General features: G+C 60.8%; 27 protein-coding genes and 1 pseudogene. 14 read left to right on the top strand and 14 right to left on the bottom strand.

Annotated elements, in window-relative coordinates; genetic code table 11:
- Window positions 1–115: 115 nt before the first annotated feature.
- Window positions 116–556 (top strand): phage infection protein, encoded by a 441-nt coding sequence (locus C6Y56_RS17220; RefSeq protein ID WP_169430905.1) that lies wholly within the window; start codon window positions 116–118, stop codon window positions 554–556.
- 72 nt (window positions 557–628) lie between these two features.
- On the opposite strand, the gene C6Y56_RS17225 is transcribed toward C6Y56_RS17220, so the two are convergent.
- The 3 genes from C6Y56_RS17225 to C6Y56_RS17235 form a co-directional block, all read right to left on the bottom strand.
- On the bottom strand, window positions 629–964 hold the full coding sequence (locus C6Y56_RS17225; RefSeq protein WP_169430906.1) for a hypothetical protein: 336 nt from the start codon (window positions 962–964) through the stop codon (window positions 629–631).
- Between the two features lie 252 nt (window positions 965–1,216).
- Window positions 1,217–1,606, bottom strand: a complete 390-nt coding sequence (locus C6Y56_RS17230) for a c-type cytochrome (protein WP_169430907.1) — start codon at window positions 1,604–1,606, stop codon at window positions 1,217–1,219.
- 55 nt (window positions 1,607–1,661) lie between these two features.
- A complete protein-coding gene (locus tag C6Y56_RS17235) occupies window positions 1,662–2,993 on the bottom strand; it encodes a PLP-dependent aminotransferase family protein (RefSeq protein ID WP_169430908.1) in 1,332 nt (443 codons plus the stop codon).
- A gap of 91 nt (window positions 2,994–3,084) precedes the next feature.
- On the opposite strand from C6Y56_RS17235, the gene C6Y56_RS17240 reads away from it, so the two are divergent.
- The gene (locus tag C6Y56_RS17240) at window positions 3,085–3,978 is read left to right on the top strand and encodes a DMT family transporter (RefSeq protein ID WP_169430909.1); all 894 of its coding nucleotides are present in this window, start codon (window positions 3,085–3,087) and stop codon (window positions 3,976–3,978) included.
- Window positions 3,979–3,981: 3 nt separating this feature from the next.
- Here C6Y56_RS17240 and C6Y56_RS17245 read toward each other — a convergent pair whose 3' ends face one another.
- Complete coding sequence (locus C6Y56_RS17245) at window positions 3,982–4,803, bottom strand: cupin domain-containing protein (RefSeq protein ID WP_169430910.1); 822 nt, start codon at window positions 4,801–4,803, stop codon at window positions 3,982–3,984.
- A gap of 135 nt (window positions 4,804–4,938) precedes the next feature.
- Between C6Y56_RS17245 and C6Y56_RS17250 the strand changes: the two genes are divergently transcribed.
- On the top strand, window positions 4,939–5,457 hold the full coding sequence (locus C6Y56_RS17250; RefSeq protein WP_169430911.1) for a carboxymuconolactone decarboxylase family protein: 519 nt from the start codon (window positions 4,939–4,941) through the stop codon (window positions 5,455–5,457).
- Window positions 5,458–5,476: 19 nt separating this feature from the next.
- Here C6Y56_RS17250 and C6Y56_RS17255 read toward each other — a convergent pair whose 3' ends face one another.
- Window positions 5,477–6,922, bottom strand: coding sequence for a SulP family inorganic anion transporter (locus C6Y56_RS17255; protein ID WP_169430912.1), 1,446 nt, complete (start codon window positions 6,920–6,922; stop codon window positions 5,477–5,479).
- 158 nt (window positions 6,923–7,080) lie between these two features.
- Here C6Y56_RS17255 and C6Y56_RS17260 point away from each other — a divergent pair, with 158 nt between their 5' ends.
- On the top strand, window positions 7,081–7,380 hold the full coding sequence (locus C6Y56_RS17260) for a DUF7693 family protein (protein WP_169430913.1): 300 nt from the start codon (window positions 7,081–7,083) through the stop codon (window positions 7,378–7,380).
- A gap of 5 nt (window positions 7,381–7,385) precedes the next feature.
- On the opposite strand, the gene C6Y56_RS17265 is transcribed toward C6Y56_RS17260, so the two are convergent.
- On the bottom strand, window positions 7,386–7,844 hold the full coding sequence (locus C6Y56_RS17265; RefSeq protein WP_169430914.1) for a GNAT family N-acetyltransferase: 459 nt from the start codon (window positions 7,842–7,844) through the stop codon (window positions 7,386–7,388).
- 124 nt (window positions 7,845–7,968) lie between these two features.
- Here C6Y56_RS17265 and C6Y56_RS17270 point away from each other — a divergent pair, with 124 nt between their 5' ends.
- Entirely contained in the window at window positions 7,969–8,610 is a 642-nt protein-coding gene (locus C6Y56_RS17270; protein ID WP_169430915.1) for a TetR/AcrR family transcriptional regulator, read from the top strand.
- A 4-nt stretch (window positions 8,611–8,614) separates the two neighbouring features.
- Here C6Y56_RS17270 and C6Y56_RS17275 read toward each other — a convergent pair whose 3' ends face one another.
- The 3 genes from C6Y56_RS17275 to ggt all read right to left on the bottom strand — a co-directional run bounded on the left by C6Y56_RS17275 (window position 8,615) and on the right by ggt (window position 12,060).
- Complete coding sequence (locus tag C6Y56_RS17275) at window positions 8,615–9,634, bottom strand: lysozyme inhibitor LprI family protein (RefSeq protein WP_169430916.1); 1,020 nt, start codon at window positions 9,632–9,634, stop codon at window positions 8,615–8,617.
- Window positions 9,635–9,732: 98 nt separating this feature from the next.
- Complete coding sequence (locus C6Y56_RS17280) at window positions 9,733–10,266, bottom strand: cysteine hydrolase family protein (protein WP_169430917.1); 534 nt, start codon at window positions 10,264–10,266, stop codon at window positions 9,733–9,735.
- 66 nt (window positions 10,267–10,332) lie between these two features.
- On the bottom strand, window positions 10,333–12,060 hold the full coding sequence (ggt, locus tag C6Y56_RS17285; RefSeq protein WP_169430918.1) for a gamma-glutamyltransferase: 1,728 nt from the start codon (window positions 12,058–12,060) through the stop codon (window positions 10,333–10,335).
- A 135-nt stretch (window positions 12,061–12,195) separates the two neighbouring features.
- Here ggt and C6Y56_RS17290 point away from each other — a divergent pair, with 135 nt between their 5' ends.
- Entirely contained in the window at window positions 12,196–12,711 is a 516-nt protein-coding gene (locus tag C6Y56_RS17290) for a methylated-DNA--[protein]-cysteine S-methyltransferase (RefSeq protein WP_169430919.1), read from the top strand.
- Here C6Y56_RS17290 and C6Y56_RS17295 read toward each other — a convergent pair.
- From C6Y56_RS17295 to C6Y56_RS17310, 4 genes and pseudogenes are all read right to left on the bottom strand, one after another.
- Complete coding sequence (locus C6Y56_RS17295) at window positions 12,708–13,298, bottom strand: NUDIX domain-containing protein (protein ID WP_169430920.1); 591 nt, start codon at window positions 13,296–13,298, stop codon at window positions 12,708–12,710. The genes C6Y56_RS17290 and C6Y56_RS17295 overlap by 4 nt on opposite strands.
- 148 nt (window positions 13,299–13,446) lie before the next feature.
- Window positions 13,447–14,448, bottom strand: a pseudogene (locus tag C6Y56_RS17300) (chitinase); the annotation flags it as partial.
- 39 nt (window positions 14,449–14,487) lie between these two features.
- On the bottom strand, window positions 14,488–15,123 hold the full coding sequence (locus C6Y56_RS17305) for a lytic polysaccharide monooxygenase auxiliary activity family 9 protein (protein ID WP_169430922.1): 636 nt from the start codon (window positions 15,121–15,123) through the stop codon (window positions 14,488–14,490).
- 223 nt (window positions 15,124–15,346) lie between these two features.
- The gene (locus C6Y56_RS17310; RefSeq protein ID WP_169430923.1) at window positions 15,347–15,784 is read right to left on the bottom strand and encodes a hemerythrin domain-containing protein; all 438 of its coding nucleotides are present in this window, start codon (window positions 15,782–15,784) and stop codon (window positions 15,347–15,349) included.
- A 149-nt stretch (window positions 15,785–15,933) separates the two neighbouring features.
- Here C6Y56_RS17310 and C6Y56_RS17315 point away from each other — a divergent pair, with 149 nt between their 5' ends.
- Complete coding sequence (locus C6Y56_RS17315) at window positions 15,934–16,359, top strand: GNAT family N-acetyltransferase (protein ID WP_169430924.1); 426 nt, start codon at window positions 15,934–15,936, stop codon at window positions 16,357–16,359.
- 19 nt (window positions 16,360–16,378) lie between these two features.
- Here the strand turns inward: C6Y56_RS17315 and C6Y56_RS17320 are convergent, their stop codons facing one another.
- Window positions 16,379–16,729 (bottom strand): hypothetical protein, encoded by a 351-nt coding sequence (locus tag C6Y56_RS17320; protein ID WP_169430925.1) that lies wholly within the window; start codon window positions 16,727–16,729, stop codon window positions 16,379–16,381.
- Between the two features lie 135 nt (window positions 16,730–16,864).
- Between C6Y56_RS17320 and C6Y56_RS17325 the strand changes: the two genes are divergently transcribed.
- The 7 genes from C6Y56_RS17325 to C6Y56_RS17355 all read left to right on the top strand — a co-directional run bounded on the left by C6Y56_RS17325 (window position 16,865) and on the right by C6Y56_RS17355 (window position 20,375).
- A complete protein-coding gene (locus C6Y56_RS17325; RefSeq protein WP_169430926.1) occupies window positions 16,865–17,194 on the top strand; it encodes a DUF6388 family protein in 330 nt (109 codons plus the stop codon).
- Between the two features lie 25 nt (window positions 17,195–17,219).
- A complete protein-coding gene (locus C6Y56_RS17330; RefSeq protein ID WP_169430927.1) occupies window positions 17,220–17,924 on the top strand; it encodes a YoaK family protein in 705 nt (234 codons plus the stop codon).
- A gap of 77 nt (window positions 17,925–18,001) precedes the next feature.
- Window positions 18,002–18,394 (top strand): sulfurtransferase complex subunit TusD, encoded by a 393-nt coding sequence (gene tusD, locus C6Y56_RS17335; RefSeq protein WP_169432669.1) that lies wholly within the window; start codon window positions 18,002–18,004, stop codon window positions 18,392–18,394.
- Between the two features lies 1 nt (window position 18,395).
- Window positions 18,396–18,752, top strand: coding sequence for a sulfurtransferase complex subunit TusC (gene tusC, locus C6Y56_RS17340; RefSeq protein ID WP_039767393.1), 357 nt, complete (start codon window positions 18,396–18,398; stop codon window positions 18,750–18,752).
- Window positions 18,752–19,045 carry a sulfurtransferase complex subunit TusB gene (gene tusB / locus C6Y56_RS17345; RefSeq protein ID WP_169430928.1) on the top strand — a complete coding sequence of 98 codons (294 nt, stop codon included), beginning with the start codon at window positions 18,752–18,754 and terminating at the stop codon, window positions 19,043–19,045. The genes tusC and tusB overlap by 1 nt, the downstream gene beginning before the upstream one ends.
- A complete protein-coding gene (locus C6Y56_RS17350; protein WP_169430929.1) occupies window positions 19,042–19,377 on the top strand; it encodes a TusE/DsrC/DsvC family sulfur relay protein in 336 nt (111 codons plus the stop codon). Before tusB ends, C6Y56_RS17350 begins: the two co-directional genes overlap by 4 nt.
- The gene (locus C6Y56_RS17355; protein WP_169430930.1) at window positions 19,374–20,375 is read left to right on the top strand and encodes a glycosyl transferase family protein; all 1,002 of its coding nucleotides are present in this window, start codon (window positions 19,374–19,376) and stop codon (window positions 20,373–20,375) included. The genes C6Y56_RS17350 and C6Y56_RS17355 overlap by 4 nt, the downstream gene beginning before the upstream one ends.
- The last annotated feature ends 77 nt before the right edge of the window (window positions 20,376–20,452 follow it).

Genomic DNA, 20,452 nt, shown 5'->3' on the forward strand with positions numbered 1-20,452 from the left:
TGGGCATCCATCGCCGGCATCGATAGTCACCATCACGCCAATGAAGTTCTCATAAAAAATCCCGGGCGTAAGATCGGCTCCATACCCAACAAACAACACCCCGGAGCACACGATCATGAAACGCCAAATCCTTCTCGGCATCGCTTTCTCGGTTCTTGCAGTCAACGCTTTTGCAGCCAAACCCGCTCACACCCTGATCGCCGAAGGCGGTTCGGATCGGTTGATTGAACACCGCGTAGCTGAAGGGGGTTCTGATCGTCTGCTAGAACGTCGCGTTGCCGAAGGTGGCGCTGAGCGTCTGCAAGAACGTCGCGTTGCCGAAGGTGGCTCGGATCGTCTGCAAGAACGCCGCGTAACTGAAGGTGGCTCGGATCGTCTGCAAGAACGCCGCGTTGCCGAAGGTGGCGCCGATCGTCTGCTGGAACGTCGCGTAGCTGAAGGTGGCGCTGATCGTCTGCTGGAACGTCGTGTAGCTGAAGGTGGCTCGGATCGTCTGCAAGAACGCCGCGTTGCCGAAGGTGGCTCGGATCGCCTGATCGAACGTCGCGTCGCATGACCTGAACGCTCTTTCCCAAGACAAAGAAAAGCCCGGCCTGATCAGCCGGGCTTTTTCACATCCAACCGTCGCTTACTGAGCGGTTTTCAGCTTGACCACGTCACCGGAGATTTTGGTGGTGTAGCCGGTCAGAACCCATGCCCAGAACCAGTTTTCCTGAACCTGGGTGTTGATCATCGCATCGCCGCCGCGGGCTTTGATCGCGGCATCCTGTGCGCGGACGAAACGGCTGTTCTGGCGGATCGGGATCACGCCGAACAGCAGCAGACCGGTAGCGGTGGCTTCGCTGTGGCCAATCACGGTGTACTGGCTGCTGTCGTATTGTTTGGTGTTCATCGGGGTGCCGGTGCAACCTGCCAGAACCACACCGAACAGTGCGGCGGCGACGACTTTGCTGAGGTATTTCACTGCAAGACTCCATGGGTAAACGCCCGGGATCCATCTCTCGGGCGGCGCACACTTTACCGGAGATAGTGGCACATTAGTATCAACCACGACATTTTTCATGAAGCGCCATCGGCACAGCGCCTCATGAGTCACTTCAAGTATTGGTTTTCAGTTGGGTCCACAACCGCGTCGTCAGACGGGCAATCGCCGCCGGCAGCTCTGAACCATTTGTCCATTCTTTCGGCAGCCTGGCAGCTGAATGAGCTACACGTCCTACTCGGATTGAAACGTCTGAAGATACGCCAACAGATTGTCGATCTTCTCCTCGTCACTCAGCCCCCAGAAGATCATCCGCGTCCCTGGCACCACACCTTTCGGGTCCTTCAGATACGCCGTCAGCGTTTCGCGGTTCCAGGTGATGCCAGAGTTCTTCATCGCATCGGAATACACGTAGTTCGCCGACGTTCCCGCCGGACGGCCGATGATGCCGTTGAGCTGTGGGCCGAATCCCGGGCGGGCGGATTCGCCGACCTGATGGCAGCCGCCGCACAGGCGCGGGAAGATTTTGCCGCCGGCCTCGGCGTCGCCGGCCGCATAGGTGGCTGTGCTGAGCAGGCCTGCGCTGAGGATCAGAGCGAGGGGCAGTAACGCGGTGTTTTTCATCGGGAGTATCCAGATCTTCGGCGGCGCCAAGGGTAATCCTGCAGGGAGCGTTGCGCTACAGGTAAGCCGCGATCACCTGCCGGACTTTGAGCAAGGCTTGACGCAGGACAAGCAGGTCCACCGAGCCCAGCGCCAGCCGGATCGCGTGGGGCACATGGGCCGACACGGTGAACGGCTCGGCGTTGGTGACCGAAATCTGCGCCTTCATCAGCTCGATCACCACCTGATCGGATCGGGCGTCTTCCGGCAGCGGCAGCCACAGGAAATACGAAGACGGATGGCCCATGCTCGGCAAGCCTTGCAGGACTTCCGCGGCCAGCACCTGACGGGCCCGGGCGTCAGCGCGCTTTTGCGCCTCCAGCCAGGTAACGGTGCCGTCGTCGAGCCAGCCGCAGGCAATCGCGGTCATCACTCCGGGGGTGTTCCAGGTGGTGGCGCGGATGATGCGTTCCAGTGCCGGGATGATTTTCAGCGGCGCGGCGATGAAGCCGACGCGCAGGCCCGTGGCGATGTTTTTCGAAAGTCCCGAGACGTACACCGTGCGCTCCGGCGCCAGATCCGCCAGCGGTGGTGGCGGGTTATCGACCAGAAAGGCGTAGGCAGCGTCTTCGATGATCGTCAGATCATGCTGTCGGGCAATCGCCACCAATTGTTCGCGCTGCGCCAAAGGCATCACCCAGCCGAGCGGATTGTGCAGGGTCGGCATGCTGTACACGGCACGCACCGGGCGACTGCGACAGAGTTTGTCGAGCGCCGCCAGATCCGGCCCGTGCTCGGTCACGGGGAGCGCGACCACTTCAAGGTGCAGCGCTTCGGCGAGCACCTTGAAGCCGGAATAGGTCAGCGCATCGGCCGCGATCACATCGCCGGGATTGAGTTGTGCCATCAACGTCACCGCCAGACCTTGCTGGGCGCCGTTGACGATCAACACCTGCTCGGCGTCGACACTCAGGCCTCGGGCTTGCAAGTGCCGGGCAACCGAGGCCCTTTCATGCTGGCGCCCGGCGTGAGGTTGATAACGCAGCAGCGCTTCGAGATCGCCGGACAACGCCAATTGCCGCAAAGCAGTGCGCAGCAGATCGGCCTGCCCCGGCAGCGACGGGTAGTTGAAGTTAAGGTCGATCATGCCAACGGCAATGTCTTTCTGGTCGATCCCCTGCCCCGGCAATAACGAGGTTTCCCGGACAAACGTGCCCCGCCCGGTTTCGCCGCTGACCAGGCCCATGGCCTCAAGCTCGGCGTACACCCGCGAGGCCGTGACCAGCGCCAGCCCTTCACTCGCCGCCAGTTGCCGGTGGGTCGGCAAACGCGTGCCGGGTAAAAGGCGACCGCTGCGAATATCGGCGGCGTAGGTATCAACGAGCGTCTTGTAACGGGAGCGCGGCATGTCGGGATGTATCCATGACAATTCTTTGATTGTGCTGATTCTCAACCCTAGGATGAACCCCAGGCAACCCCACCCTTGAGCATGACCCAACATGGAACGAACCACGGATCTGCCCGCGCCAACCCTGGAAAAAACCAGTGGCTGGATCAACGGTTTCATCGGCGTCGTGATTTTCAGCGGCTCGCTGCCGGCCACGCGGCTGGCGGTGCTGGAATTCGACCCGGTATTTCTCACCGTCATCCGCGCCACCCTCGCCGGGGTGCTGGCGCTGTGCCTGTTGTGGCTGTTTCGCGAACGTCGCCCGGCGCGGAATCAGTGGACGTCGCTGTTGATTGTCGCGCTGGGCGTTGTCGTGGGGTTCCCGCTGTTGACCGCCCTCGCGCTGCAATACGTGACGTCGGCGCATTCCATCGTGTTTGTAGGACTGCTGCCGCTGGCAACGGCGATTTTTGGCGTGCTGCGCGGAGGCGAACGGCCGCGCCCAGTGTTTTGGTTTTTTTCGGTGATGGGCAGTTCGCTGGTGGTCGGTTTTGCGGTTTCCCAGGGACTGACCGCCTCGCCCACCGGGGATCTGTTGATGCTGGCGGCGATTCTTGCCTGCGGACTCGGCTATGCCGAGGGCGCAAAACTGTCGCGCACCCTCGGCGGCTGGCAGGTGATCTGCTGGGCGCTGGTGTTGTCGTTGCCGGTGATGGCCGTGCTCAGCGTATGGCGGGCGCCCGCCTCGTTCAGCGGTTTCAGCGTCTCGGCGTGGGTGTGCCTGGCTTACGTTTCGCTGTTCAGCATGCTGATCGGTTTTGTGTTCTGGTATCGCGGCCTGGCCCAGGGCGGGATTGCGGCGGTCGGACAGTTGCAGTTGTTGCAGCCATTCTTCGGACTGGCACTGGCGGCGACGTTGCTGCATGAGCAGGTCAGTGTCGGCATGTTGGTGGTCACGTTGGGGGTGATCCTGTGCGTGGCCGGGGCGAAAAAATTCGCCAGATAATCTTCAGCTCACTCCCGCTTTCCACTCCCGCGGACTGAGCCCGGTCTTGCGCCGAAACGCCCGGGCCAGCGCCGAAGGACTTTCATAGCCAACCTCTTCGGCAATCAAGGCAATCGGCCGCCCCTCGCGAAGGCGTTTCTGCGCGAGGCTGATCCGCCAGCTCACCAGATAATCCATCGGCGTCTGCCCCACCACTCGCCGAAAATGCTCGGCAAACCCGGCACGGGACAAATGTGCGGTCGCGGCCAATTCGGCGACGCTCCAGGCCTTGGCCGGTTGGTCGTGCATCAGGCTCAATGCGCGGGCAATCTTCGAATCCGCCAACCCAGCCATCATGCCCGGCTGCTGGTTGTGACTGCTGATGAGGTGGCGCAGCAGCAGAATCACCAGCAATTCGAACAGCCGGTCCATCACGGCCTCGCGCCCGCAATGACCGTCGAATGCTTCCTTGAACAGCCACTCCAGGGTACTGGCCATTTCCGGAAGGTCGGCAAGTTTCAGCACCAGATAATCCGGCAGCGCCGCCGCCAGTGCGTTGCCCGCGCCGCCGTCAAATGTCAGCGAGGCGCACACCAATTGCGTGTTCATCGCCTCGTCGGCGAACAATCGGTGGGCAAACGGTCGAGGGAAGAAAATCAGCGTCGGTTCATTGAGGGTGAGTTCCGGTTCATTTCCCGGTTTGAGCAGCACTTGCCCGGCCTGCAACAGATGCACATGGCCACAGATCTGATCGCCGCCGTACGCGCTGATGCCGCAGAAAGTACCGCTGTGGAAGGTGCCGGCATTCACGCCGAAGTGACTGAGCAACGTGGACAAGCGATCCATGAGAGCAACTCCGGGGCAACAGGTTTGGACGATCTGTCGCATATCCTCGACGATTTGCATCCAAAGCACCAGTCGCGCTGAATAACATGACCTCCATCCCCGGCGCACTTCGCACCGGAACTTCGGAGAATCACCATGAGCCGTATCGCCCCGATCAGCATTGAAAACGCCACCGACGCCACTCGCCCGACACTGGAAGGCGTGCAGAAAAAAATCGGTTTCCTGCCGAACCTGTTCAAGACCCTGGCCGTCGCGCCGGTTGCGCTGGATGCCTACGTGCAAATCTCCGCGACGCTGGGCAAAACGTCCCTGAGCGCCAAGGAAAAAGAAGCGGTGTACCTCGCCACGTCGCAGGTCAACGGCTGCGATTACTGCCTGGCGGCGCACACTTTGTTTGCCGGCAAGGCCGGGCTGGCCGCAGAGGAAATCATCGAGGCGCGTCATGGTCGGCTGAATGCCTTCGCCACCCTCGCCCATCAACTGACGCAAACCCGTGGTCACCTGAATGATGAACAGATCGGCGCCGCCCGCGCTGCCGGCATCGACGACAAGAAGATCATCGAAGTGATCGCCATCGTCGCCGCGCAAACCCTGACCAACTACCTCAACAACGTGGCGCTGACCGACATCGATTTCCCGGCCATCGACGCCTGATCAGTGACCGGGGTCGATCTCAGTCGTGATCGACCCCGGCACGTTTCAGCAATTTCTTGCAACGTTCGGACAGGTGAAACACCTGCAACTGCTTGCCGGCCTTGGCGTAGCGTTCGCGCAGGGTTTTCAGTGCGGCGATGGCCGAGTAATCGACAAAACTCAGGTGCCGACAGTCCAGCGTCACGCGTTGCGGGTCATTGGCCGGGTCGAACTGATTGAGGAACGGCGTGGTCGAGGCAAAAAACAGCGTGCCATGCAGGCGATAGAGTTTGCTGCCGTCCGCTTCCAGATGCTCATCAGCGTACAGCTCGCGTGCCTGCTGCCAGGCAAAATTCAGCGCCGCGATGATGATCCCGCACAACACTGCCGTGGCCAGATCGGTAAATACCGTGATGATGGTCACCGCGATGATCACCAGCACATCGTTGAGCGGCACTTTGTTCAGCACCCGCAACGAGGCCCAGGCAAACGTCTGCTGCGACACCACAAACATCACCCCCACCAGCGCCGCCAGCGGAATTCGCTCGATCAGCGGCGACAGAAACAGAATGAACAGCAGGATCAACACCCCCGCCACCACCCCGGACAACCGTCCGCGCCCGCCGGAACTGAGGTTGATCACAGTCTGGCCGATCATCGCGCAACCGCCCATGCCGCCCAACGCACCGGAGACCATGTTCGCCGCCCCCAGCGCCACACACTCGCGATCCGGATAACCACGGCTTTCGGTGATTTCATCGGTGAGGTTGAGGGTCAGCAGGGTTTCCAGCAGGCCGACCAGCGCCATCAGGATGGCGTAAGGCGCGATGATGCGCAGGGTGTCCAGCGTCCACGGGATGTCCGGCAACGCGAACTTCGGAAGACCACCGGCGATGTGCGCCATGTCACCGAGGGTGCGAGTTGGCAGACCGAGCAGATAAACCAGCAAGCCGACGCCGAGGATCGCCACCAGCGCCGGCGGCACGGCGCGAGTCAGACGCGGCAGAATGTAGACGATGGCCATGGTCAGCAGCACCAGCCCGGTCATCAGGTACAACGGCGTGCCGCTGAGCCACTGCTCGCCGCTCTTGAAATGCTCCAGTTGCGCCAGCGCAATGATGATCGCCAGACCGTTGACGAACCCGAGCATCACCGGATGCGGCACCATGCGCACCAGCTTGCCCAAGCGCAACAGCCCGAACGCCATCATGATCAAACCGCCGAGCAACACCGTCGCTAGCAGGTACTGCACGCCGTGCTGGACTACCAGCGCGACGATCACCACCGCCATCGAACCGGCCGCTCCGGAGACCATGCCCGGCCGGCCGCCGAACAGCGCGGTCAACGTGCAAATAATGAAAGCGCCGTACAGGCCCATCAGCGGATTGAGATGAGCCACCAGCGCAAACGCAATGCATTCGGGCAACAGGGCGAACGAGGTGGTGAGTCCGGCCAGGACATCGGCGCGCAGACGAATAGGTTTCATGGCTTACCTGACAGAGCGGCGGCGGACGCGGCTGCTGATATCGACGGGAAAAGAGGGTTGCGGATGTTACGCAAATGCCGGGGAGCGGGCCAGCGATCACTGACAGGGGCGGCCCGACGCTCTATGCTTGCGCACTTCGTTGATCGACGGGTCTGAACATGTCACCGCTATCCACCCGCGAAGTCTGCCAGCGCTTGCGTGAGGCGGCATTGGGCGTTTGCGCATTACGGCGTATTGCACAGGAATCCGAGACCGGCCAGATCTCGATCGAGATCGACGGCTGGCACCTGTCGCTCGATTTTGACGGTCAACGCCTGCACCACTGCCTGCAATGCCGGTGCCCGGAAGATCGTGAGTGGCGACTCGACACGACTCAACGTTTCGGCACCGACCCGGTCAGCTTGCTCAGCACCTGGGAACTGGCGCAGATCGAACGGTTGCTGGCGCGGACCGAATGAGCGGATCAGCCCTGTCGCAGATCCAGCAGGTAGGTGTAATAACCGGTGTCACGAACCCAACCGAGCGACTCGTACAAACCCTGGGCGGTGAAATTGTCGGTGGCGGTTTCCAGCATCAGCCCCTTGGCACCGGTTTCGACGGCGAAGTCGCGGGCGGTGTTCATCAATAGTCGCCCCACTCCACGGCCACGGGCGGCCGGCGTGGTGAACAGGTCGCTGAGCAGCCAGGTCCGGTGGGCGTCTATCGAAGAGAACGTCGGGTAAAGCTGCACGAATCCCAGCACCTCCCCGCTTTCATCCTCAACCAGAAAAATCGCCGATTCATTGCCGGCCATGCGCTCGGCGATGAAGGCCCGCGATTGCTCGAGATTCGACGGCTGGCCGTAAAAACCGCGATAAGCGTCGAACAGCTTCGCCACCGCGTCGAGGTGAATCGTCGTGGCGCGCAGTGCCTGAAGGGTCATTGTCATATTCCTGAGGTTATCGAAATTGAAACCAGCATAGCGTTGAGAAGCGAGTTCGCTGGCCTATTCGCTATATAGTTTTGTATATTTCGAATCCGAAATCGCCAGACGTTCAACGCCTTCCATGAGCAGCATCCGCGAACGCAACCAGCAACTGATCCTGGCCGCCGCCAGCGAAGAGTTTGCCGCCAACGGCTTCGACGCGACCCAGACCCGCGACATTGCCGCCCGGGCCGGTGTGCCCAAGGCCAATCTCTATTACTACTTCCAGAGCAAGGAAAACCTCTACGGTAAAGTGTTGCTCGGTTTTGTCGAACCGCTGCTCGAAGCCTCGGCGGTGCTGCGCGAAAGCGACGACCCGCTGATCGGTCTGCGCGCCTACGTCGCGGCACGCATCCGCATCGCCCGCGAACATCCGGCGATTGCCAAGGTGTTCAGTGGTGAACTGCTGCTGGGCGGTCGCCAGTTGCCGGACGAATGCCGCGACCTGCTGCACGCTGAAGCCCGGCGCAACGTCGAGTGCCTGCGCAGCTGGATCGGGCGCGGCTTGCTGGCCCCGGTGGATCCCGAGCATTTGATGCTGTTTATCTGGTCGGCGACGCGCACCTACACCAACATTGGATGGCAGATGGGGCGCATCACCGGTCGGGAAGTGCCGCAGGATGAGGACTATGCGCTGGCGGCGGAGACGATTACGCGATTGGTGCTGGAGGGCGTGGTGGCGCCACGAACGGGGGAAATCCGTGGCGTGCTGTTTGCGACCTGAAGGTTCAGGGCATGAAATCCAGCGGTAGCGCGCGGTCGCCTTCCATCCGCTCGTACCATGCCTGGAACTGAGCAGGCAGGCGCTTTTTCCATTCCGGTACATTGGTGTAGTAACGGGCTCGCGTATGGCCCTCTTTATCAGGCACCAACATCAGCACCCAGAAACGATTACTGGCCGCACGCATCAGAATGGCCGCGTTCACATTGCCCAGTCCGCGCACCCACATCTCGATGACCTCTGCATCAGGCACGTCAACCGCCGGGTCGCCGACAGTCATGGTACTCGTACGGTCCACCAGCTTCTGATAATCACCCTTGAGCAGTTTATGCAACGCCTGATCCTCTTGCTGCGTACGAGCAAGTCCAACGCTGAGCAAGTTGTAATTCATCGAAACTGGTTTATCAGACGCCACATAACGACCTGAGTAAAAGACACCCATCCCGGCACCGCAATCAACGTCATCGCCATTCTGTGTGACGTCCAGTACACCATTGATCGCTCGAAAAACAAGCGTGCAACTACCCTCCTCGAAACGGGCTTCACCACCGTTCAACACAGCAATACCTTCCAGATCACCAGAATTGGCGCCGTCTTGTGCTGAAACCTCAAAGCGGATGTGTGTGGCGTCCTGACGCTTGATGATCACTTCAGATCCCGAGTTCACCCCGTGAGGAATCAACTGCCATGTGGCATCCCATGAGAACGTTCTGGTCGCATATTTCAGCTCAGTCAGGCGCATCAGATATTCACGACTCAAGCACGCCAGTTCAGCGCCACAAAGGCTGCGGTTCTTCAACCATGCTCTTTGATCGGCCTTGAGCGCTTGCGGGTCAGCCACCTGCGCCAACGTTGTCCGCCAAAGCACCCCAAGTTTCTCATCAAGACTCGAGGTATACGGATCGGCACAAATGGCTTTTTCAACCGGGCTGGAAGCGCCAGCGCAGTCGAAACTGGCAGCGTGTGTATTGGCAGCAAAAACGAGAGACGTCAGCAGCAAGGCGTGACGGAGATTGAAAGCGAGCATCGACAGATTCCATTCCTGAGGCGGCGGCAGTATGCCGGGCCCGGGCTATCGATGCTCTGGATTTTTCACCGGTTACCGGGATCTTCTGCAAGAGAGAGTCAGAACGCGATTTCCGCCGCGGGCTTCACATCGATCCGCGCCACGGAGCCGGTCAGGTGCGCCCAGTCCTTGTTGTGTTCGGCGATGATGTCTTCGGCGCTCATGTTGCCGTTGTCGACGGTGGAATGCGCGTCGGCCGCCAGCTCCACGTCGTAGCCCAGTTGATGGGCCTGGCGCACGGTGGCGTTGACGCAGTAATCGGTCTGCAGACCGCAAATCACCAGGCGATCGAAGTCTTCCCGGGGGATCAGTTTCAGCAGGTTGGTCTGGTAGAACGAGTCGTTGGCGGTCTTGTCGACGCGCAGGTCGCCGGGCGCGGTGGCCAGGCCGTCAGCCAGTTGCCAGCCCTCGGCGCCGTGGGCGAGCGGACTGTCCTTTTCATTATGCTGGATCAGTACGACTGTAACGCCAGCCTTGCGCGCCCGGGCGCTGAGGCCGTTGATGGTGTCGATCACCCGTTTGATGTCGTGACACTCGTATTCGCCTGTGCACAGGGCGCGCTGGACATCGATGATCAGCAATGCGGTGGTCATGGTGAGCCTTCCTTGATCGGTCCTTGAGACAGGGGCGGACGTGTGCCCGCCCCCTTTTTACTCTGCTCAGTAACCCAGTGACAACCCGGTGTTGCGCCGTGGATCGTTGGCGCCGTAGAAGCGGTTCTTGCCGACCGGTTTACCACCCAGCGACGGTGCACCGACCAGAATCGCGGCGATGTGGTTGGCGTCCTGCGGGCCCGCAAACTTGTGGCCCCAGCTCTCGAGAATCTTCTTCGTGTCGGGGCTCGCGGCGAAGTCTTCGAGGTTGGTCTGTTCCGGCATCCACTGCTGGTGGAAACGCGGCGCATCGACCGCTTCCTGCAGGCCCATGCCGTAGTCGATGACATTGAGCATGGTCAGCAAGGTTGCCGTGATGATGCGACTGCCGCCCGGCGTACCGACCACCATCACCACTTTGCCGTCCTTGGTCACGATGGTCGGGCTCATCGACGACAGAGGCGCCTTGCCGGGCGCGATGGCGTTGGCTTCGCCCTGCACCAGGCCGTACATGTTCGGCACGCCGACTTTCGAGGTGAAGTCGTCCATTTCATCGTTGAGGATCACCCCGGTCTTGCTCGCCATCACGCCCGCGCCGAACCAGTCGTTGAGGGTGTAGGTGACGGACACCGCGTTGCCCCATTTGTCGACGATCGAATAGTGCGTGGTGTTGCTGCCTTCGTGAGGCGCAACGCCAGGTTTCAGCTCAGCGGAAACGCCGGCCTTCTGCGGCTGGATCGCGTTGCGCAATTGGGTGGCGTAGTTCTTGTCCAGCAGGTGCTCGATCGGGTTTTTCACGAAATCCGGGTCACCCAGATAGCTATTGCGATCCACGTAGGCGTGGCGCATCGCTTCGATCTGGTAGTGCATGCCCTGGGCCGAATGGAAGCCCAGGTCCTTCATGGGATAGCCTTCGAGAATGTTCATGATCTGGCAGATCACCACCCCGCCGGAACTCGGTGGTGGCGCCGACACGACGTGGTAGCCGCGATAGTCGCACTCCACCGGAGCCAGTTCGCGGGTCTTGTATTTGTCCAGGTCGGCCTGGGTGATGATGCCCTTGTTGGCCTGGCTGGAGGTGACGATGGCGTCGGCCACCCAGCCTTTGTAGAAGCCATCGGCGCCTTTCTCGGAAATGGTGCGCAGGGTTTTGCCCAGGTCCTTCTGCACCAGTTTCTGCCCGACCTGCATCGGTTCGCCATTACTGAGGAATATCGCGCCGGAGTCTTTCATGTCCTTCTTGAACACGTCAGTGGCGTAGTCCAGCAGATCGACGTCACCCTGCTCCAGTTCGAAACCTTCCTCCGCCAGTTTGATCGCCGGGGCGATCATGTCCTTGCGCGGTTTGGTGCCGTACTTGCTCAGCGCCAGCTCCATGCCGGACACGGTGCCCGGAACGCCCACCGCGAGGTGACCACGGGTGCTCAGATCAGGAATGACATTGCCCTGCTTGTCGAGGTACATGTCGGCCGTCGCAGCCAATGGGGCTTTTTCCCGGAAGTCGAGGAAGGTCTTGCGTCCGTCCGCCAGCTGGATGGTCATGAAACCACCACCGCCGAGGTTACCCGCTGCCGGGTAAACCACCGCCAGCGCGTAGCCCACCGCGACTGCCGCATCCACCGCGTTGCCGCCACTTTTCAGTACATCGACACCCACGTGAGTCGCCAGATGCTGGGCGGTGACCACCATGCCGTTTTCGGCGGCCACCGGTGCCACGGAGGCCGCGTGGGCCATGAGGCAACTGAGCGCCAATGAGGTCGCAATCAGCGATTTGGCAAAAGGTTCGTACTTCATGAGTCAGTCTCTTCTTTTTATAAGGTAGGAAAACGCTTCAAAAGCAACAGCCAGTATGGTCGCGATTGCGGTTTGCGCCTCCCCGATCCGGCAGTATGCTGGGCGCTGTTGCCGACCCGCCCCGGAGTTTTCCTTATGGCCTACACGTTCATCACCCTGCCCTCGCCCGTCGGCGAGTTGAAGCTGGTCGCGAACGGTTCACGACTGGCCGCCATCCTCTGGGAAAACGACAAACCGAACCGGGTGCGCCTTGGACCGATGAGCGAAGCGCCGGACAATCCGGTGTTGATGAAAACCGCACGACAACTGGAAGAATATTTTGCCGGCACGCGCGATGCGTTCGATGTGGCGCTGGACTTTGCCGGCACCGAGTTCCAGAAAAAGGTCTGGGCCGCATTGCTGACCATTCCATTCGGCGAGACCCGCACCTACAGCCAGATTGCGCAGCAGATCGGCCACCCGAGCGCAGTGCGCGCCGTCGGCGCGGCGAACGGGCGCAATCCGATTTCGATCATCGCGCCCTGCCACCGGGTCATCGGCGCGTCGGGCCAGTTGACCGGATTTGCCGGAGGCCTGGAGGCCAAGGAACGATTGTTGACGCTGGAGAGCGGTCCGGGATCAGACATCGGCAAAACCGGCGAGCTGTTTTAAGCATCAAAGAAATTATTCATCGCCGCGTACTGCAACAGCATGATGGTCTTGGCATCGCAGATTTCGCCGCGCGCAAACGCCTTGAGCGCGTCATCGAAAAGCCACTCCAGCACCTCCAGTTCTTCGGTTTCCTCTTCCAGCCCGCCGCCACTGCTGACCTTCGACGCTGCATCGTACTCGGCCACGAAGAAGTGCAATTTCTCGGTCACAGACCCCGGACTCATGTAAGCCTCGAAGACCTTCCTCACGTCATGTACGCGGTAACCGGTTTCTTCCTCAGCCTCGTCACGGATTCGCTGCTCCGGCGCCGCGCCTTCCAGCAATCCTGCAGCGACCTCGATCAGCAAGCCGTCATGACCGTTGACGAACACCGGCAGACGGAACTGGCGGGTCAGCACCACGGTACGTTTTTCGCGGTTGAACAACAGAATCGCTGCACCATTGCCACGGTCGTAAACCTCGCGAGTCTGGCGTTGCCATTCACCGTTGTTGCGCAGGTAATCGAACGTGATTTTCTTCAGCAGGTACCAGTCGTGGGACAACACCTGAGTGTCGACGATGTTGATCCGTTCGGCGGTGTCGGGCATGACGATCGATCCTTTTCTGTCATCGGAAAAGCCCCCATGTTAGGCGAAAAAAAGCCCGGCAGCGCTACCGGGCTTTTTCATTCGTTTACTGCTGACGGGCCATGTCGGCCATTGCGACATCGGGCTCCTGCGCGACAACCGCCACGCCATTGATCAGCGGTCCGTAACGCCGACTGAACTGCCAGTTGTATGGCACCCGATCCTTGCTGGTGCCGTTGTCCCAGTTCACCGACCAGGTCATCAGGCCCTTGATCGGGTGCCCTTTGACGGCCAGACGTTTCATCGCGTTGCCGACCGCGTTTTTGTCAATCACGTAACCGGTGGCCGCCGCATCGTTGTTGGCTGGCAGGCCAATGACAAACTTGTCCGCAGGGATTTTCGTGAACCCGCGCGTGCCGGTCACCAGACTTTCCGTCAGGTAATAGAGAAAGTCCTCCTTCATCGCGTCGTTGTTTTGCGCGATCCACGCCCCGTTACCGTTGTTGGCCTCCGGTACCCAGACGCCATCGCCTCCCTGGTTATAGAACTGCGGCGCGATGAAATCGTAATAGCCTTCCAGCGCCTGCAGGTAACCGACATATTTGCCGGAGGTGGTCAGGTACGGAAACTCCGGCGCCATGCTGATGATGAAATGCTTGCCCTGGCCTGCGTAGTGATCCTTGACCAGTTTCAGGGCGGCCGGCAGGACGGTCTTGTTGGCAGCGAAATCAATCGCGCTCTGTTCAAGATCGATGTCCAGACCGTCGAAGCCGTAGGTTTCCACCAGACGGATGATTTCATTGGCCAGCGGTTGCTCCTGGCCGGCACGCAACTCGATGTGCGCGTCTGCGCCGCCGAGGGAAATCAGCACCGCCCGACCCTGGCTGTTGAGCACCCCGACCTGGCGGCGGAACTCGGCGTCGGAGACGTTGTACGGCTTGAAGGTCGGAATCCCGCTGCCCTTCATGAACGCCACGGCGACCACGTTGTAGTCCTTGGGGACGTCCGTCAGGGCGATGTTGGCGAACTGACCACGCTGATAGCCATCACTCGGGCCGGCGGGCCAGTTGTGCCAGAAGCCCATGAGGATCTTCTTGCCGGCGATGCTCGGCATCAGCGAGGCAGCGTCGCTCGCCTGGTTTTGCATTAAGGTGAAGTCGATGTTTGACATGTTCTAATCCTTCAGAACGTGTGGCTGGAGGTTGCAGACTTATTTGAAGTCCACATCGAAGGCCTGATAGAAGGCGTTGCCGGTGTTGGCGACGATCCACATCAGAACAATGACGTGACGCCCGTGCTTGTTGGCCGGGAGTGTTACCGCATGATTGACCTTGGCCTTCAGCTCCGCCGAATGGCTGTAGTACGGCACTTGCGGATAGAAGTCCTCGGCGAACGGTTTTGCTTCCAGTTGTGCACGGGTGATGCGTTGTTTCGGGTCCCAGCCATCCTTGGTGATCAGCCAGCGGTAGCCGCGGGTGGTGTGCGGCGCGGTGTATTCCCATTTCACTTCGAGGGTCTGGCCAGGAGTGACATTGAGCAGTGGCCAGGTGAACGGACGACCGAGTTTCTTGCTCATTTCCTCGTCGGTGAAGTTCACACAGTCACGGGCATCGTCCTTGCCGCCGCTGAGAATGTGACCGTCGGCCGGCGGCACGACACTCGGGTTATCCGACTCGAAAGGTGCCGGAAACGGGCCGGCCACCAGTGCCGGGAAGTTCTTGCCACCCTCCATCTCGTTGACCTGCCAGCCGCCGAGCAATCCTTGCTCGATGGCCACCGCACCGCGGCTTGCAGGGGAAATGACGCGACCGTGTCGCAGTTGGGTTTGAGCTTGTGGTTGGTTCATGTTTTTCACTCCGTTGATTTAAGAACTCTCCTTTCCGAGGAGAGGCCTTGAAACTAACGGAGGGGGATTTTTTGTCCATCGGCGGTTTTGTCGCAGCCTGCCGCGGACAGGCTCGGAAAACCCCGATAATACTGGATATAAATACAGTACATTGCGATGTTTCTCACCCTGCGCATGGCAAAAAGACTACACGGCGTTATTACAAACACCTGCATTCACCGGCTCAGGCCAGCTGCGCCTTGAACTCTTTTTCATACTGCCCGGCGAGCTGTTCTTTCTGCTTGTCATCGAGCAGCTTGCCGGCCATCTGAAAGAACTTCTGCTCCTCTTCCTTCAAGTGGTGATGGACCTTGTCCGAGAGCTTTTTCGCCGTGGCCAGCCAGGCCGGGCTGGACATTTCGGTCTCGTCGAGTTCCTCCATCATTTCGTCCATTTCATGGTGCTCGGCGATAGCGTGGCGACTGAGGTCGACGCCGTTGTCGAACTCCATCAGCGGGATGTAGAAGTGGCGCTCTTCGGCCGTTTCGTGAGCTTGCAGTTCGGCTTTCAGTTGCTTGTAGGCCTCGACGCGTTCCGGGGTGTCGCCGCTGGTCTCGATCAATGCCCTGGCGTAGCGGCGCTGGCGGTCGTGGCTCTGGCGAAGGGCTTCGAAAATGTTCATGGACTCTCCTCGACAAACGCATTCGGAATGAACGCCTTGAAGGGCTAGACCCCAACGCTGGAGCGACGGTTCCAACTGTTCGATGCCGGGATGGATCAATTGACCGAGGCGCGATAGTCTGCCGGTTCGCTGCCATAAGGATGTTGCACATGAGTTTACGGATCGAGCTGTCGCAAGACTCCACGGAAGAAGAACGCCGGGCCATTCTGGCGCCCCTGCACGCCTATAACGTCGCTCAGGCCGGAATTGCCGTATCGGAGCCGCTCACGTTGCTGGTACGCGATGAACACGACACCATTCTGGGTGGGCTCTATGGCCGGTTGGTCTGCCAGTGGTTGTTCATCGATCTGTTGTCGGTGCCGGAGCAAGGTCGCCATCAGGGGATCGGCTCCAAACTGATGCGCATGGCCGAAGACCTGGCGCGGGAGAAAGGTTGCATCGGGGCGTGGCTCGACACCTTCGATTTTCAGGCGCCTGAGTTCTACAAAAAGCTGGGGTATAGCCAGTTTGGCGAGCTGGCGGACTACCCGCCGGGGCACAAACGAATGTTTTTCCAGAAACGTCTGGACGCCTGAGCCCCACGGATCGCCAGGTTTACAGACAGGTCGCCAGCGCTGCCAACCGCCGCTTGGCGACAAAGTCGTCCTTCTGCGCGTAGTAATTCAGAACCGTGCCGGACGCATCAGTGGTCAAGTCGACGAACGACTCCGCCGAACGGGTGTAGACCGTCGAGCCACCCTTCTTGCCCGGTTGCAGATACGCCGCCGCATCCACACCGAACACCGCTTCGTCCTGCCAGGCGAACTGCACGCACTGGGCCACGACTTTCTCGGGTTTGTCCGAGTTCAGGACCTTGTAAGGGGTTTGAGTGCGGGCGTCTTCCATCACCGAACCCGCGCAACCGGCCAGCAGGGTTGCCGCCAGTGCCACCATCAGCATTCGCATTGCATTCGCTCATTCGGAAAAAAGCGGACTGTATCATCGCAACGCGCAAAATCGTTCTGCTTTACTGCATTTAGAGCGCGACACCGGCCGGCAGCTGCGGCACATTAAAGGTCATCAGCCCCACAAGGACCCCCTATGGCGCCTACCGATCAGCGACATGAACAGGCTCTGAAACTGTTTCTCGATGCACGCCCCGAGCTGCGCGAAACCCTCGACCATCTCAACCCGCTGCTGGCCCAGGCCAAGGGCGAAACACAGGCACAATATCGTGAAGAACGCCTGCACGAAGCCTTTGAAGCCGAGGCCGAAAGCCAGGGACTGTTTGCCTGGGAACTGACGCTGCAACTGACCGCAGCCACACTCGAGGAGTATCAGGCGCAACGCCTGGAAGTGCACCGCGAAGTGGCGGAGATGGCCGGGATGGACTGGTTGGAATATTGCGACCTTTATGGCATAGAACCCTGACCTCTACGCAAGGACATCCACGCCAATGCTGCCAACCGCCTCGACTCACCGCGCCAGCCCCGGCCACCTGCATAAACAGAAATGGCGCGGTCGCGTAGGGCTGGCAATGGTGGCCGCGCTCTCGGTGCTGGCCGGGATGACCGATGCCATCGGTTTCATGGCCAGTGGTGACTTCGTTTCCTTCATGAGCGGCAACACTACGCGACTGGCGGTGGCGATCAGTGATGGCGATGTGAGTCTGACGGTGCGACTGGTGATTCTGGTCGCCACGTTCGTCTTCGGCAACGCTCTCGGCGTGGTGATCGGTCGCCTCGGCGGGCGCCGCGCGCTGCCGTTGCTGCTGTGCATCGCAACGCTGCTCTGCGGAGCTGCCGCCTGGCCGTCCGATGTTCAACTGCCGGCACTGCTGGCGGCGATCGTCGCCATGGGCATGCTCAATGCGGCGGTGGAGGAAGTGAACGGTCTGGCGGTCGGGTTGACCTATGTCACCGGTGCACTCTCGCGGTTCGGTCGCGGTCTGGGGCGCTGGATAATGGGGGAGCGGCGCAATGGCTGGCGCGTGCAACTGGTGCCGTGGAGCGGCATGTTCATCGGCGCCATCCTCGGCGCCGTACTGGAGCATCATCTGGGACTCAAAGCGCTGTACGCCAGCGGTTTGCTGGCGGCGTTGATCGGCCTGGTTTCGCTGAAAATCCCCCGGCGCTGGCAGTTGGGGTACATGCCGCGCTGAAGTCTGCGGCAACATCGACTTCGCTGCTCTGCCGAGAAAGCTTTATCATGGCCGCAGTTTTGCTGATCGAGTCCGTCATGAAGTTCGCCATTGCATTGTTTTCCGCCGCCCATGCGCCCTCCTCGCGCCGCGCCCTGCTGTTCGCGCAGGCCGCGCTGGCCGGCGGGCATGAGATTGTCCGGCTGTTTTTCTATCAGGACGGGGTCTACAACGCGTCCGACGCTGTGGTCACGCCCCAGGACGAACTGGACCTGCCCAGGCAGTGGCGCAGCTTCATTGCCGAACAAAACCTCGACGGCGTGGTGTGCATCGCCGCGGCCCTGCGCCGTGGCGTGTTGAATGCCGAGGAAGCCGGGCGTTATCAGCGTGATGCAGTGGCCGTCAGCGCGCCGTGGGAATTGTCCGGCCTCGGCCAGTTGCATGACGCGGTGCAGGATGCCGACCGCCTCGTCTGTTTCGGAGGCGCGTGACATGGCCAAGTCCCTTCTGATTATCAGCCGTCAATCGCCGTGGTCCGGCCCCGGCGCCCGCGAAGCACTGGACATCGTGCTGGCCGGCGGGGCCTTCGATCTGCCGATCGGCCTGCTGTTTCTCGACGACGGCGTGTTGCAACTGGCCGCCGGGCAAAACGCCAAGGCCCTGCAACAGAAAGACCTGAGCGCCAACCTGCAAGCGTTGCCGATGTTCGGTGTCGAGGAGCTGTTCTACTGCGCCGACAGCGCCAGTGTTCGCGGCCTCGGCGATCGCTCGCTGGACGAGGCGCAGCCTTTGGCCGCCGAGCAAATCACCGCCCTCATTGACCGTTACGACCAGGTGATCACCCTCTGATGTCGACTTTGCATGTGTTGTCCCACTCCCCGTTCGGCGACGAACGCCTGTCCAGTTGCCTGCGCCTGCTGGGCGCTGCCGACGCGTTGTTGCTGTCTGGCGATGCCGCTTATGCGCTGCAACCCGGCACCGCGCCGTTCAGCGCGCTGGAAACCCGTCGGGTGAAACTCTTTGTCCTGGCCGAAGACGCGCAAGCCCGTGCCGTGCAGGTTCCGGACTGGGCCGAAGCCATCGATTATCCGGCCTTCGTCGAACTGTCGATCCGCCACGACAAGGTCAACAGCTGGCTATGAATGCGCTGACCGTCGGCGCCCGCGCCATCGAACTGGACAAGGACGGCTTCCTGGTCGACCTCAACGACTGGTCGGCTGAAGTCGCCAGCGCCCTCGCCGCTGCCGAAGACATCGAACTGAGCGCCGAACACTGGGAAATCCTCGAACTGCTGCGCAGCTTCTACGCCGAATTCCAGCTGTCCCCCGCGACCCGGCCACTGATCAAGTACACCGCGCTCAAGCTCGGCGCGGAGAAAGGCAACAGCCTGCACCTGAACCGACTGTTCAAAGGCACCCCTGCCAAACTCGCCGCGAAACTGGCGGGCCTGCCCAAACCGACGAATTGCCTATGACCGACTATCCAGCGCTGACCCTCGAAACGCCCGCCGAACATCCGTTCGCCCAGTTCGTACGCATCCTCGGCAAAGGCAAGCGCGGCGCCCGCGACCTGACCCGCGAGGAAGCCCGGGAGGCCATGGGCATGGTGCTCGACGAAGCGGTCGAAGAAACCCAGCTCGGCGCGTTCCTGATGTTGCTGCGGCACAAGGAAGAAAGCGCCGAGGAGATGGCCGGCTTCACCGAGGCCTTGCGTGAACGCTTGCAGGCACCGGCGCTGAAGGTCGATCTGGACTGGCCGACTTACGCAGGCAAGAAGCGTCATCTGCCCTGGTATCTGCTGGCCGCCAAGTGCCTGGCGCAGAACGGCGTGCGCATCTTCATGCACGGCGGCGGCGCACATACCGCCGGGCGCTTGTATTCCGAACAATTGCTCGGCGAGCTGAACATCCCGCTGTGCCGCAACTGGCAACAGGTGGGCGACTCGCTGGACAACGGCGGTCTGGCGTTCATGCCACTGGTGGACTGGGCACCGCAGCTGCAACGGATGATCGACCTGCGCAACACCCTCGGTCTGCGCTCGCCGATCCATTCGCTGGCGCGGATTCTCAATCCGTTGGGCGCGCGCTGCGGCTTGCAGAGCATTTTCCACCCTGGCTACCAAGCGGTACACCGCGATGCGAGCGGTCTGCTCGGCGATACGGCAATCGTGATCAAGGGCGACGGCGGCGAAATCGAGATCAACCCGGATGCCGACAGCCACCTTTACGGCACTACCGGCGGCGAGAGCTGGGACGAGGAATGGCCGCAGCTATCGGCGCAACGTCATGTCAAACCAGCGTCGCTGGATATCGAGCATTTGAAAGCCGTCTGGCGTGGCGATGTGGTCGACAGTTACCCGCAAATGGCGTTGATCTCGACCATGGCGCTGGCGCTGCGCGGCCTCGGTCAGAGCCGTGAACAGGCTTTCGAAACCGCCGAGAAATACTGGGCCGCACGGAACAGATCGATTTAGCCGATCATTAACGCCCGATCTTTGCGCTTTTTGTTCGAACTCATCGGAATAGACTCAGCTCCAACGATTATGGGTTT

Source organism: Pseudomonas fluorescens (assembly GCF_012974785.1).
GTDB classification, from domain to species: domain Bacteria; phylum Pseudomonadota; class Gammaproteobacteria; order Pseudomonadales; family Pseudomonadaceae; genus Aquipseudomonas; species Aquipseudomonas fluorescens_BT.

Bases quoted from the DNA above. Each gene is read 5' to 3' on its own strand.
- C6Y56_RS17350 (WP_169430929.1), top strand. From the start codon at position 19,042: ATGAATGCGCTGACCGTCGGCGCCCGCGCCATCGAACTGGACAAGGAC.
- C6Y56_RS17305 (WP_169430922.1), bottom strand. From the start codon at position 15,123: ATGAACCAACCACAAGCTCAAACCCAACTGCGACACGGTCGCGTCATT.
- C6Y56_RS17325 (WP_169430926.1), top strand. From the start codon at position 16,865: ATGGCGCCTACCGATCAGCGACATGAACAGGCTCTGAAACTGTTTCTC.
- C6Y56_RS17220 (WP_169430905.1), top strand. From the start codon at position 116: ATGAAACGCCAAATCCTTCTCGGCATCGCTTTCTCGGTTCTTGCAGTC.
- C6Y56_RS17330 (WP_169430927.1), top strand. From the start codon at position 17,220: ATGCTGCCAACCGCCTCGACTCACCGCGCCAGCCCCGGCCACCTGCAT.
- tusB (WP_169430928.1), top strand. From the start codon at position 18,752: ATGTCGACTTTGCATGTGTTGTCCCACTCCCCGTTCGGCGACGAACGC.
- C6Y56_RS17315 (WP_169430924.1), top strand. From the start codon at position 15,934: ATGAGTTTACGGATCGAGCTGTCGCAAGACTCCACGGAAGAAGAACGC.
- C6Y56_RS17270 (WP_169430915.1), top strand. From the start codon at position 7,969: ATGAGCAGCATCCGCGAACGCAACCAGCAACTGATCCTGGCCGCCGCC.
- C6Y56_RS17250 (WP_169430911.1), top strand. From the start codon at position 4,939: ATGAGCCGTATCGCCCCGATCAGCATTGAAAACGCCACCGACGCCACT.
- C6Y56_RS17320 (WP_169430925.1), bottom strand. From the start codon at position 16,729: ATGCGAATGCTGATGGTGGCACTGGCGGCAACCCTGCTGGCCGGTTGC.
- C6Y56_RS17280 (WP_169430917.1), bottom strand. From the start codon at position 10,266: ATGACCACCGCATTGCTGATCATCGATGTCCAGCGCGCCCTGTGCACA.
- C6Y56_RS17310 (WP_169430923.1), bottom strand. From the start codon at position 15,784: ATGAACATTTTCGAAGCCCTTCGCCAGAGCCACGACCGCCAGCGCCGC.
- C6Y56_RS17295 (WP_169430920.1), bottom strand. From the start codon at position 13,298: ATGCCCGACACCGCCGAACGGATCAACATCGTCGACACTCAGGTGTTG.
- C6Y56_RS17290 (WP_169430919.1), top strand. From the start codon at position 12,196: ATGGCCTACACGTTCATCACCCTGCCCTCGCCCGTCGGCGAGTTGAAG.
- C6Y56_RS17260 (WP_169430913.1), top strand. From the start codon at position 7,081: ATGTCACCGCTATCCACCCGCGAAGTCTGCCAGCGCTTGCGTGAGGCG.
- C6Y56_RS17240 (WP_169430909.1), top strand. From the start codon at position 3,085: ATGGAACGAACCACGGATCTGCCCGCGCCAACCCTGGAAAAAACCAGT.
- ggt (WP_169430918.1), bottom strand. From the start codon at position 12,060: ATGAAGTACGAACCTTTTGCCAAATCGCTGATTGCGACCTCATTGGCG.
- C6Y56_RS17230 (WP_169430907.1), bottom strand. From the start codon at position 1,606: ATGAAAAACACCGCGTTACTGCCCCTCGCTCTGATCCTCAGCGCAGGC.
- C6Y56_RS17275 (WP_169430916.1), bottom strand. From the start codon at position 9,634: ATGCTCGCTTTCAATCTCCGTCACGCCTTGCTGCTGACGTCTCTCGTT.
- C6Y56_RS17235 (WP_169430908.1), bottom strand. From the start codon at position 2,993: ATGCCGCGCTCCCGTTACAAGACGCTCGTTGATACCTACGCCGCCGAT.
- C6Y56_RS17355 (WP_169430930.1), top strand. From the start codon at position 19,374: ATGACCGACTATCCAGCGCTGACCCTCGAAACGCCCGCCGAACATCCG.
- tusD (WP_169432669.1), top strand. From the start codon at position 18,002: ATGAAGTTCGCCATTGCATTGTTTTCCGCCGCCCATGCGCCCTCCTCG.
- C6Y56_RS17255 (WP_169430912.1), bottom strand. From the start codon at position 6,922: ATGAAACCTATTCGTCTGCGCGCCGATGTCCTGGCCGGACTCACCACC.
- tusC (WP_039767393.1), top strand. From the start codon at position 18,396: ATGGCCAAGTCCCTTCTGATTATCAGCCGTCAATCGCCGTGGTCCGGC.
- C6Y56_RS17265 (WP_169430914.1), bottom strand. From the start codon at position 7,844: ATGACCCTTCAGGCACTGCGCGCCACGACGATTCACCTCGACGCGGTG.
- C6Y56_RS17245 (WP_169430910.1), bottom strand. From the start codon at position 4,803: ATGGATCGCTTGTCCACGTTGCTCAGTCACTTCGGCGTGAATGCCGGC.